Genomic DNA, 12,010 nt, shown 5'->3' with positions numbered 1-12,010 from the left:
CCCGCGGCTGGTAGGGGCGCGGGGAACTGCGCGAACGGCCCCCACCGGTCCGCGGCCGACCGCGCGCCCAGCCCCCGGCGGCCGGGACTACTTGAGTCCCGCCTCCGCGCAAGCGGTCTTGTAGGCGGCGGTGCAGATCTGGGAGACCGTGTAGATGCCGTCGGCCACCACGGTGTCCTTGATCTTGCTCTTGGTGACGGCGTTGACCTGCACCAGCTGGGACGGGATGTCCTTGTTGGTCGGGCTGTCGACGGTGTCCTGGGTGAGCGCGTCGAACTGGATGTCCTTGCCCTGCACCTTGTACACGGCCATCTCGGCGGCGGCCTCGGCCTCGTCCGGGTACGGCTTGTAGACCGTCATGTACTGCTCGCCGCTGAGGATCCGCTGGATGGCGTCGAGGTCCGCGTCCTGGCCGGTGATCGGCGGCATGTTGGTGACGCCGGCCGCCTTGAGGGCCTTGATGACGCCGGCCGCCATGGCGTCGTTCGCGGAGTAGACGGCGGCGATGTTGTTCCTGCCGAGCGAGTTGATCGCCTTGGTGACCTCCTGCTGGGCGACCACCGGGTCCCAGTCCTTGGTGTCGTACGAGTCCGCGATCGTCACCTTGCCGTTCAGCTCGGACTCGGCGCCCGTCTTGAACTGCTTGGCGTTCGGGTCGGTCGGCGAGCCGTTGATCATGACGACCTTGTCGGAGGAGTCGACGCTCGACCCGAGGCCCTCCAGGAGCGTGCGGGCCTGGACCTCGCCGACGAGCTCGTTGTCGAAGGAGACGTAGGCGTCGATCGGGCCCTCGGCGAGCCGGTCGTAGGCGATGACCGGGATGCCGGCGTCCTTGGCCTTCTTCACCGTGCCGGCGATCGCGTGCGAGTCGACCGAGTCAAGGATGATCACGTCGACCTTGTCGTCGATCATCTTCTGCATCTGCTTCGTCTGCGTGGCGGCCGACGACGCGGCGTTCTCGTAGTCGACCTGGCCCTGCTTGTTCGTGAGCTCGGCGATCTTCGCTTTCATGATCGGGTAGTCGAAGTTGGAGTACCGGGTGTTGATCTTGTCCGGCATCAGCACGCCCACCGTGATGTCGTTGCCCTTGGTCGGAGTCGCGGTGGTAGACGATCCCGTCGCGTTGAGCACGCCGCAACCGGCGAGCGAGAGGGTCATCGTGGACGCGGCCACGGACATGGCTATACGACGCATACGGGGGCTCACTTCAGGTGCGTTCCGGACGTGGGGCTGCTTTGCGACCCAGATGTCTGAAAAGACAACGCGTACGCCACACCCGGCGTCAAGCGGAACTACTTAACGAGTGCGCAACAGCACGCTCCGCTGCCTTTGTGAAGGCGGAACGGAACCCCCTCCAAACACTCTTTACGGACCCTCCACCCATGGGGAGTTCACGGACAGGCAAAGATCGGTACAACCAAGTCCTTTCCTCATGAGTCGTGATCGACGACAGCCGCCTCCGGCGCGGCGATACGACCAGAGGATCGAATGAACTCAGCCACAGGCACGGCGGCCTTCGCCATGGTGCTCGCCACGGCCGGCACCCTGCTCGGCGGCACCGCCGTGACCGCCTCGGCCGCCACGACCTGCGCCTCCCCCGTCTACCAGCGGGAGTTGTTCGCGAACACCACGTTCAAGGGCACCCCGAAGAAGACGGCGTGCGACACGGCGATCGACGAGAGCTGGAGCGGGGCTCCCGCGTCCGGGCTGCCCAAGGACGGCTTCGGTGTCCGCTGGACGGTGACCCGCGACTTCGGCTCCGGCGGGCCCTTCGCCCTCGCCGTCTCCGGACTCGACGGGATCCGCGTCCATCTCGACGGCCGCCGCAAGGTCGACCTGTGGAAGAACACCTCCAGGACGGTGAGCAGGACCGTCAACGTGACCGTCCCCAGGGGCCGGCACACCCTCCGCGTCGACTACGCGAACTTCACCGGCGCCGCCAGGGTGAAGTTCACCTACACCCCGAGGACTTCGGCCGCGGTCGACAAGGTCGGGCCGCTCGTCCCGGGCGGGACCTCGGTGTCCTACGACGCGGCGTCCGGCAAGGCCCGGCTCGCCTGGGCCCGGAACCAGGAGATGGACCTCGCGGGGTACCGGGTGTACCGGCGGCTGAAGGGGACGCCGTTCGGCGGCAAGCCGCTGGCGTCCACCACCGCCACCGCGTACTCCGACGTCCCGCCGCGGACCGGTGCGACGTACTACTACGAGGTCCGCGCCTACGACAAGGCGGGCAACCAGTCCGCCGGGAGCGCCGACCAGGGCGTCACCACCCCCGACCGGACCCCGCCGGCCGCACCGTTCCTCGAAATGGACAGCTGCCCGGCCGGCGAGCCCTACGCGGCTCCCGAACTCGTCACGACCCCGGCGAACGCGGCCGACATCGTCCGGTACGAGATGCAGCGGCGCGACCCCGCCACCGGCGCCTGGACCACCGTGTACACCGGAGCCAAGGGCGCGATCTGCGACACCGGTCAGCCCGCCGACGGCAGCAGGGTCACCTACCGGGGCCGGGCACGTGACGCGGCCGGGAACTGGTCGGCGTACTCGGCCGCCACCACGTTCACCACGTCGGACCTGACCCCTCCGGCGGCCGTCGCCGACGCCCGCGTCGCGTACCGCGAGGGTGTGCCCCACCTGGTGTGGTCCCCGGCCGACGGCGCCACCGCCTACCAGGTCCTCCAGTACGACCCGGCGACCGGCGGCTGGTCGGACGCGCTGCCCGGCGCGGACACCGGCACCGCCGTCCGCACCACGAAGGACACCGACGTCGTCCCGCGCCAGCGGCTCGCGGTCGCGGACACCTACCGTTACGCGGTGCGTTCGGTGGACGCGCACGGCAATGCGGCGGCCCCGGTCGAGGTCACGCTGACGATGGCGGACCGCGCGGAGGCCATCCCCGCGTTCCGGACCCGCGCCTACCGGTTCGGCGACGGCGTGCTGCTCGACTGGAGCAGCGCCGACCCGTGGACCTTCGACGGCGGTCCGCTGCTGACCTACCGGATCCTGCGCACCGAGGTGGCGACCGGGCAGAGCACCACCCTGGAGAAGTGCTCGCCGACCAGCGGGCCCGACAGGACGCTTCAGGACCCCGAGACGACCTGGAACTGGACCGGTGACGACGCGCCCGCGTACGCCGGCCGCAAGCAGATCGACGGCAGCTGCCTCGACCGCACGGGCGCTTCCGAGACGGCGTACGAGTACCGCGTCGTGACCGTCGACCCGTACGGGCACTCCTCAGCGCCCGGCCCCGCCGCCACGGCGACCACACCGGACACCGAACGCCCCGGTCCCGTCGGTGACCTGACGGCCGAACGGATCCCGCTCGGCGTCCGCCTGACCTGGACCCCGCCCGCCGACGACGACGTCACCGAGTACTACGTGTGGCAGGCGGTGACCGACCCGGACACCGGTGGGACGGTCTGGAAGAAGAACTGCTGGACCGGCAGTTCGGCCGCCACCGGGATCGTCTGCCCGACCCTCCCCGACGGCGCCACCCACGTCTACCGGGTGGCCGCCGCGGACGGTTACCACCTGTACGAGGGCGAGGGCCCCGACTTCTTCCACACGGTCACCGTCTCGGTCACCCTGCCCGACACCCGGCCGCCCGGCTGGACGGGGACCGAGATCCGCGCGGACACCTATCCGGATCTGTCCGTCTCGTGTTCCGAGAGCTCCGGCCTCGGCGACTGCTCCCGGTTCGCCGCCTACCGCGTGGAGCGCTGGGACCCGGCCACGGCCGCCTATGTGACCCTGGCCGAGGGCAGCGTGGGCGACAGGTCGTCGTACCTGGACACCACGGTGCACGAGGACGAGCTGGGCCTGTACTACTACCGCGTCGTCCGCCTGGACGCCTCCGGTGCCGAGGCCGCGATCACGTCGAGGGCCTACGGCATCTGGGAATGACCCCTGCGACGGCACACGGAAGGGGCCCGGTGACCACCGGGCCCCTTCGCGCGGGGTGCTGCTAGTCCTTGGCCTTCTTCGGCCGCCACACCACCAGCGCGCTGGTCTGCTGGACCTCCTGGTACGGGACCAGGTCGCGGCGGTAGGAGGCGTGGACGGCGGCCTCGCGCTGCTGCATCGCGGCCGCCGCGCCGTCCACCGCTGCCTGGAGTTCGGCGACACGCTGCTGGAGCGCCAGGACTTGGTTCTCCAGTTCGATGATGCGCTTGATGCCGGCCAGGTTGATGCCCTCGTCCTGCGACAACGCCTGCACCTGGCGGAGCAGTTCGATGTCGCGGGCCGAGTAGCGGCGGCCCCGGCCGGCCGTGCGGTCCGGGGAGACCAGGCCGAGGCGGTCGTACTGGCGCAGCGTCTGCGGGTGCAGTCCGGAGAGCTGGGCCGCCACCGAGATGACGTAGACCGGGGTCTCCTCGGTCAGTTCATATGGGTTGCGTCGACGGCCGTCCATCTCTGTCATGCTCCCTTCGCGGCCTCGAACAGCTCGGCGCGCGGGTCCTCGCCCGCGGTCGCCTCGCGATACGCCTCCAGTGCGTCACGAGCCTTCCCCGCCAGGTCCTTCGGGACACTCACCTCGACGGTGACCAGCAGGTCGCCGCGGGTGCCGTCCTTGCGGACCGCGCCCTTGCCGCGGGCGCGCATGGTGCGGCCGTTGGGCGTGCCCGGAGGCAGCTTCAGGGTGACCGGCGGGCCGCCCAGGGTCGGAACCCTGACCTCGCCGCCGAGCGCCGCCTCGGTGAAGGTCACCGGGACGGTCACCGTGAGGTTGTCGTCCTTGCGGCCGAACACCGGGTGGGTGTCGACGTGCACCATCACGTACAGGTCGCCGGCCGGGCCGCCGCGCTCACCCGGCGCGCCCTTGCCGCGCAGGCGGATGCGCTGACCGTCCGTCACCCCGGCGGGGATACGGACCTGCATGGTCCGCGACGACTTGGCGCGCCCGCTGCCCTTGCAGTCCGGGCAGGGGTTCTCCGCGATCAGGCCGCGGCCCTTGCAGTCCGGGCAGGGGTCGGTGAGCGAGAAGCCGCCTCCGGATCCTCGCGCCACCTGGCCGGTGCCGACGCAGGTCGGGCACACCCGTGGGGTGCCGTTCTTGTCGCCGGTGCCCGAACAGGCCTTGCAGGGGGCCTGCGAGGACATCCGCAGCGGGACAGTGGCGCCCTCGATGGCCTCCGTGAAGCTGAGCGTGACCTCGGACTCGATGTCCTGGCCGCGCCTGGGCTGGGTGCGCGCGCCCGCGCCGCCGCCCCGGTTGAACAGGCCCCCCAGGACGTCACTGAAGCCGCCGCCGCCGAAGCCGCCCCCGCCCTGGGCGCCGCCTCCGAAGAGGTCGCCCAGGTCGAAGTTGAAGTTGCCGCCGCCCGCGCCCGGCCCGGGGCGGAAGCCGCCGTTGCCGAAGAGGGCGCGCGCCTCGTCGTACTCCTTGCGCTTCTTGGGGTCGCCGAGTATGTCGTTAGCCTCGGAGATCTCCTTGAAGCGCTCCTCGGCCTTGGCGTTGCCCTTGTTGGCGTCCGGGTGGAACTCGCGGGCGAGCTTCCGGTACGCCTTCTTGATCTCGGCCTCGGTGGCGTCCTTGGGGACGCCGAGGACCTTGTAGTAGTCCTTCTCGATGAAGTCCTTGGTGCTCATCCCCGACGCCCCTCCTTCCCGTCAGTGTCTACGACGTCAGCCCTCCTCAGGGCCGTTGTCCTTCTTCTCGTCCCCGGCCGCCGGGGCCTCGTCGGCTCCTTCGGCCTTGGCCGGCGTCGCCCCCGGCTGCGGTTCGGCGACCGCCACCCGCGCGGGGCGGATGGTGCGCTCGCCGATGCGATACCCGGGCTGCAGGATGGCCACGCACGTCGTCTCGGTGACGTCCGGCGCGTAGCTGTGCATCAGCGCCTCGTGGATCGTCGGGTCGAAGGGCTCGCCCTCCTTGCCGAACTGCTGCAGGCCCATCTTCGCCGCGACCGTCTCCAGCGACTCGGCCACCGACTTGAAACCACCGACCAGTTCGCCGTGTTCCCGGGCGCGGCCGATGTCGTCGAGCACGGGCAGGAGTTCGGTCAGGAGGTTCGCGATGGCGATCTCCCGGACCGTGATCCGGTCCCGCTCCACCCTGCGGCGGTAGTTCTGGTACTCGGCCTGGAGGCGCTGGAGGTCCGCGGTGCGCTCGCCGAGCGCGGTGCGTACCTGGTCCAGCTGCGCGGTCAGACCGGCCAGCTGTGCGCTTGCGTCCCCGTCCGGGGCCGCCCCCTGGGCGGGAGCGGCCTTCGGCTCGGCGTCGTCGGGGGTGGCGCCGGAGGGGACGTCGGGCTTCTCCTCGAAGCCCGGGGTCTCCTCCGTCACGCGGCACCGTCCTTGCGCTCGTCGTCGACGATCTCGGCGTCCACCACGTCGTCGGCACCGTCACCGGCGGGGGCACCGCCGGCGGCCTGCGCGGCCTGGGCGTCGGCGTACATGGCCTGGCCCAGCTTCTGGGAGACGGCCGCGACCTTCTCCGTGGCGGTGCGGATCTCGGCGGTGTCCTCGCCCTTGAGCTTCTCCTTGAGCTCCTCGACCGCGGCCTCGACCTCGGTCTTGATCTCGCCGGGGACCTTGTCCTCGTTGTCCTTGAGGAACTTCTCGGTCTGGTAGACGAGCTGCTCGCCCTGGTTGCGGGTCTCGGCGGCCTCGCGGCGGCGGTGGTCCTCCTCCGCGTACTGCTCGGCCTCCTGGCGCATCCGGTCGACCTCGTCCTTCGGCAGCGAGGAGCCGCCGGTGACGGTCATCTTCTGCTCCTTGCCCGTGCCCAGGTCCTTCGCGGTCACGTGCATGATGCCGTTGGCGTCGATGTCGAAGGAGACCTCGATCTGCGGGACACCGCGCGGGGCCGGCGGCAGACCGGTCAGCTCGAACATGCCGAGCTTCTTGTTGTACGCCGCGATCTCGCGCTCGCCCTGGTAGACCTGGATCTGGACGGAGGGCTGGTTGTCCTCGGCGGTGGTGAAGATCTCGGACCGCTTGGTCGGGATCGTGGTGTTCCGCTCGATGAGCTTGGTCATGATGCCGCCCTTGGTCTCGATGCCGAGGGACAGCGGGGTGACGTCGAGGAGCAGGACGTCCTTGACCTCGCCCTTGAGGACACCGGCCTGGAGCGAGGCGCCGATGGCGACGACCTCGTCCGGGTTCACGCCCTTGTTGGCCTCCTTGCCGCCGGTCAGCTCCTTGACGAGCTCGGCGACGGCGGGCATGCGGGTGGAGCCGCCGACGAGGACGACGTGGTCGATCTCGCCGAGCTGGATGCCGGCGTCCTTGATGACGTTGTGGAACGGCGTCTTGCAGCGCTCCAGGAGGTCCGCGGTCAGCTGCTGGAACTGGGCGCGGGTGAGCTTCTCGTCGAGGTGCAGGGGGCCCTCGGCGGAGGCGGTGATGTACGGCAGGTTGATCGAGGTCTCGGTGGAGGAGGACAGCTCGATCTTGGCCTTCTCGGCGGCCTCGCGGAGGCGCTGCAGCGCCATCTTGTCCTTGGCGAGGTCCACGCCGTGGCCGGACTTGAACTGCTGGACCAGGTAGTCGACGACGCGCTGGTCCCAGTCGTCACCACCGAGGTGGTTGTCGCCGTTGGTGGCCTTCACCTCGACGACGCCGTCGCCGATCTCCAGGAGGGACACGTCGAAGGTGCCGCCACCGAGGTCGAAGACGAGGATCGTCTGGTCGTCCTTGTCGAGGCCGTACGCCAGCGCGGCGGCGGTCGGCTCGTTCACGATGCGCAGGACGTTCAGACCGGCGATCTCGCCGGCCTCCTTGGTCGCCTGGCGCTCGGAGTCGTTGAAGTAGGCCGGGACGGTGATGACCGCGTCGGTCACCTTCTCGCCCAGGTAGGCCTCGGCGTCCCGCTTGAGCTTCTGCAGGATGAACGCGGAGATCTGCTGGGGGTTGAAGTCCTTCCCGTCCAGCTGGATCTTCCAGTCGGTGCCCATGTGACGCTTCACGGACCGGATCGTCCGGTCCACGTTGGTGACCGCCTGACGCTTGGCCACCTCGCCGACCAGAACCTCGCCGTTCTTCGCGAAGGCGACGACGGACGGCGTGGTCCGGGCACCCTCGGCGTTGGTGATGACGGTGGGCTCGCCGCCTTCAAGAACGCTGACGACGGAGTTAGTCGTGCCCAGGTCGATGCCGACCGCACGTGCCATGGTGATTTCCTCCAGCTGACTTGAGTGGAACGGACTCAAGTGTGCATCAAGCACGGCCCGGGGTCAACAGACCTGAGTGGAGCAGACTCAACTCTTATCCGCTCCTTACACGCAAGTGGCCGCTGACCTGCGTCGTTGCGGCGGGTCGGGGTCCGTACACCGGCACCCGAAGGAGGAGCAGCACGAGCGTGCAGGTGACGCAGGCGACGCAGGTGGCGCCGGTCCGGCCCAGCCAGCCGCCGTGCACCAGCACCGCGACGAGCACCCCGGCGAAGGACGCGGCGCCGAGGACGACGGTCGCCCCCTGGGAGGTGAGCCCGAGGCGCCGCAGCCGGTGGGCGAGATGGTCGGGCCCGCGCCGCAGCACCGGCCGCCCGGCCAGCAGCCGCGACAGCACGACGAGCAGGACGTCCGCGCTCGCGACGGCGGTGAGCGCGAACAGCACGCCCGCGCTGGCGGCGGGCTCGTACCCGGTCCGGGTGACCAGCGCGGCGGCGGCGAGCACGAACCCCGTGAACAGCGCGCCGGTGGCACCGAGGGCGATCCGCGCGGGCGCCCAGTTGTGCATGAGGAACCCGGTGAGCGCCGCCGCGAGCACGCTCAGCAGCGCGGCGAGCCCGTCCATCACCTCGGCGGCGGCACAGGCCCCGGCGCCGAAGGCGGTCACCACCCCCACGGTCCCGGCCAGCCCGTCCGCGTGGTCCAGCCCCTTGAAGGCGACCGCGACGAAGGCGACCCACCCGGCGCCGAGCAGCCCGCCGGCCACCCCGAACTCGCCGTACGGCACCACGCACGCGGCCGCCACCGCCGTGCCGAACACCAGGAACCGCGTCTTGAGCCGCCACACGTCGGCGACCACCCCGAGCAGCGCCACGGCTCCCCCGGCGGCCAGCAGCTCCCCGACCCCGGTGCCGAGCGGGGCGACGCCGGTCCAGTCGCCGGCGCAGGCGACCAGACAGGTGGCGCCGACCACGGCCAGCCCGCCCAGCGCGGGCACCCGCCGCGCCCGCCTGCGGTCGAGGAGGCCCAGCCGCAGGGCGCACGGCCGGATCAGCGCGGCGAGGAAGGCGGCGAGCAGGAAGGCTGTGGTGGCGGCGACGATCCCGTAGAGCACGAGTCCAAATTAGACCTGTATGTAACCATTCTGTACGAATAACACGATCGGGTTCGGGGCCCGTCGCCCAGGCACCCCTCAGCGATCCAGATCACCCCGCGCCTGGCTACAGTGCGAGTAAAGATGCGGGTAGTCTCGAACCGACTACATAAGTTACCGCTTAGTAATTTCGGGAACACTCCGTACGGAGACCCGAAGAGACCACCCCCCTCGCAGGCCCGAGGAGCCCCCATGCAACTCGCCGCGATCATCGTGTCGCTGGTACTCGCCGTGGTCGGCGTCGCGCTGTTCGGCCGCGCCATCGCGCAGATCTACCGGTTCGTACGGCTCGGCCAGGACGTCCCGGCGGGCACCCGCACCGACGACTGGACCGCCCGCACCGCCACGGTGATCAGGGAGTTCCTCGGCCACACCCGGATGAACCGGTGGGGCGTGGTGGGCGTTGCCCACTGGTTCGTCGCCGTCGGCTTCTTCTCCCTGGTGCTGACGCTGATCAACGCCTTCGGCCAGCTGTTCCAGGCCGACTGGGCGCTGCCGGTCATCGGCCACTGGCTGCCCTACGAGATGTTCGTCGAGTTCATCGGCACGATGACCTCGCTCGGCATCCTCACGCTCATCGTCATCCGGCAGCTCAGCCACCCCCGCCGGCCCGGCCGCAAGTCCCGGTTCGCCGGCTCGAACTTCGGCCAGGCCTACTTCGTCGAGGCCGTGATCCTCATCATCGGCGTCGCCATCATGACCCTGCGCGGCCTGGAGGGCGCCCTCGCCGGGGTGCACGGCTACGAGGCCGCGTACTTCGCCTCCTACCCCCTGGTCGCCGCCTTCCGGGGCACGAGCGTCGGCACGCTGCAGAACCTGGTCTACCTCACGGCCATGGTCAAGATCGCGACCTCCTTCATCTGGATGATCACGGTCTCGCTCAAGACCGACATGGGCGTCGCCTGGCACCGCTTCCTGGCCTTCCCGAACATCTGGTTCAAGCGCGACGCCAAGGGCGGGACCTCGCTGGGCGCGCTGCTGCCGATGACCTCGAACGGCAAGCCGATCGACTTCACCGACCCGGGCGAGGACGACGTCTTCGGCGTCTCGCAGGTGGAGCAGTTCTCCTGGAAGGGCCTCCTCGACTTCTCGACCTGCACCGAGTGCGGTCGCTGCCAGTCGCAGTGCCCGGCGTGGAACACCGGCAAGCCGCTCTCTCCGAAGCTGCTGATCATGTCGCTGCGGGACCACGCGCACGCCAAGGCGCCGTACCTGCTCGCGGGCGGCGGCAAGACCGCCGAGGGCGAGGAGAAGGGCTCCGAGGAGCAGCTCAAGGGCGTCCCCGCGGCGGCCCTCGCCGAGGCCGAGCGGCCGCTGATCGGCACCGCCGAGGAGAACGGCGTCATCGACCCGGACGTCCTGTGGTCCTGCACCACCTGCGGCGCCTGCGTCGAGCAGTGCCCGGTGGACATCGAGCACGTCGACCACATCGTCGACATGCGCCGCTACCAGGTGATGATCGAGTCCGCGTTCCCGTCCGAGGCGGGCACGATGCTCAAGAACCTGGAGAAGAAGGGCAACCCCTGGGGCCTGGCGAAGAAGCAGCGCCTGGAGTGGCTCAAGGAGGTCGACTTCGAGGTCCCGGTCGTCGGCAAGGACATCGAGGACCTCACCGAGGTCGAGTACCTGTACTGGGTCGGCTGCGCGGGCTCCCTGGAGGACCGCGCCAAGAAGACCACCAAGGCCTTCGCGGAGCTCCTGCACATCGCGGGCGTCAAGTTCGCGATCATGGGCGGCGACGAGAAGTGCACCGGCGACTCCGCCCGCCGCCTCGGCAACGAGCCCCTGTTCCAGGAGCTCGGCATGGAGAACGTCATGGCCCTGAACACGGCGTTCGGCGAGGAGCTGGACGACGACGGCAAGGTCACGGCGGAGTCGAAGAAGCCGAAGTCGGCGAAGAAGATCGTCGCCACCTGCCCGCACTGCCTCAACACCATCGGCAACGAGTACCCGCAGCTCGGCGGCGACTACGAGGTCATCCACCACACCCAGCTGCTCCAGCACCTCGTCGACGAGGGCAAGCTGGTCCCGGTGACGCCGGTCGAGGGCATCATCACCTACCACGACCCCTGCTACCTGGGCCGCCACAACAAGATCTACACGCCGCCGCGCGAGATCATCGCCAGCGTGCCCGGTCTGCGCAACGAGGAGATGCACCGCCACAAGGAGCGCGGCTTCTGCTGCGGCGCCGGCGGTGCGCGGATGTGGATGGAGGAGCGGATCGGCAAGCGCATCAACAACGAGCGCGTCGACGAGGCCCTGTCGGTGAACCCCGACATCGTCTCCACCGCCTGCCCGTTCTGCCTGGTGATGCTCACCGACTCCGTCAACGGCAAGAAGAACGATGGCAAGGCCAAGGAGTCCATCCAGGTGGTGGACGTGGCCCAGCTGCTTCTCGACTCGGTGAAGACCCCGGTGGACCCGGCGGGCGAGGCCGAGCCGGAGAACACGCCGGAGCCGGAGCCGGTGAAGTAGCCCGAGCACCACGCCCACGGGGGAGCGCCCCCGGCCCCCACGCGGGCCGGGGGCGCTCCCCTTTTTCGGGTGTCGGGGTCCCGGTGTCCCTGCGGGCCGGCATCCCGGCGGGCCGGTTCTGCGGTGTCCGGTATCGCGGTGCCCCGGCGGGCCCGCGGTTGTCCGGCAGGGCGGATCTCCGGCAGGCCGTTCTCCGGTGTCCGGCCGGGAGGGCCGGTTTTCCGGCGGGGCGGCGGGCCGGTTCTGCGGTGTCCGATGTCCCGGCGGC

8 protein-coding genes are annotated in these 12,010 nt (G+C 70.1%); 2 read left to right on the top strand and 6 right to left on the bottom strand.

Annotated features, from left to right (window positions below; translation table 11 throughout):
* Positions 1–87: 87 nt before the first annotated feature.
* Positions 88–1,194: a substrate-binding domain-containing protein gene (locus tag AB0M11_RS35505; protein ID WP_365712276.1), complete on the bottom strand. Its 1,107-nt coding sequence runs from the start codon at positions 1,192–1,194 to the stop codon at positions 88–90.
* Between the two features lie 294 nt (positions 1,195–1,488).
* Between AB0M11_RS35505 and AB0M11_RS35500 the strand changes: the two genes are divergently transcribed.
* Positions 1,489–3,903 carry a PA14 domain-containing protein gene (locus AB0M11_RS35500; RefSeq protein ID WP_365712275.1) on the top strand — a complete coding sequence of 805 codons (2,415 nt, stop codon included), beginning with the start codon at positions 1,489–1,491 and terminating at the stop codon, positions 3,901–3,903.
* 61 nt (positions 3,904–3,964) lie between these two features.
* Here the strand turns inward: AB0M11_RS35500 and AB0M11_RS35495 are convergent, their stop codons facing one another.
* The 5 genes from AB0M11_RS35495 to AB0M11_RS35475 form a co-directional block, all read right to left on the bottom strand.
* On the bottom strand, positions 3,965–4,411 hold the full coding sequence (locus tag AB0M11_RS35495; RefSeq protein ID WP_365712277.1) for a helix-turn-helix domain-containing protein: 447 nt from the start codon (positions 4,409–4,411) through the stop codon (positions 3,965–3,967).
* Between the two features lie 5 nt (positions 4,412–4,416).
* On the bottom strand, positions 4,417–5,589 hold the full coding sequence (dnaJ, locus tag AB0M11_RS35490; protein ID WP_365712274.1) for a molecular chaperone DnaJ: 1,173 nt from the start codon (positions 5,587–5,589) through the stop codon (positions 4,417–4,419).
* Between the two features lie 36 nt (positions 5,590–5,625).
* Complete coding sequence (grpE, locus tag AB0M11_RS35485) at positions 5,626–6,285, bottom strand: nucleotide exchange factor GrpE (RefSeq protein WP_365712273.1); 660 nt, start codon at positions 6,283–6,285, stop codon at positions 5,626–5,628.
* Positions 6,282–8,114 carry a molecular chaperone DnaK gene (gene dnaK / locus AB0M11_RS35480; protein ID WP_365712272.1) on the bottom strand — a complete coding sequence of 611 codons (1,833 nt, stop codon included), beginning with the start codon at positions 8,112–8,114 and terminating at the stop codon, positions 6,282–6,284. Before dnaK ends, grpE begins: the two co-directional genes overlap by 4 nt.
* A 94-nt stretch (positions 8,115–8,208) precedes the next feature.
* Positions 8,209–9,228 carry an MraY family glycosyltransferase gene (locus tag AB0M11_RS35475; protein WP_365712271.1) on the bottom strand — a complete coding sequence of 340 codons (1,020 nt, stop codon included), beginning with the start codon at positions 9,226–9,228 and terminating at the stop codon, positions 8,209–8,211.
* 231 nt (positions 9,229–9,459) lie between these two features.
* Between AB0M11_RS35475 and AB0M11_RS35470 the strand changes: the two genes are divergently transcribed.
* Positions 9,460–11,742: a (Fe-S)-binding protein gene (locus AB0M11_RS35470; RefSeq protein WP_365712270.1), complete on the top strand. Its 2,283-nt coding sequence runs from the start codon at positions 9,460–9,462 to the stop codon at positions 11,740–11,742.
* The last annotated feature ends 268 nt before the right edge of the window (positions 11,743–12,010 follow it).

Source organism: Streptomyces sp. NPDC051987, assembly GCF_040680735.1.
Classification (GTDB): domain Bacteria; phylum Actinomycetota; class Actinomycetes; order Streptomycetales; family Streptomycetaceae; genus Streptomyces.
The sequence above is the reverse complement of the archived record's forward strand: the minus strand, read 5'-3'. Positions and strand labels throughout refer to the sequence as shown.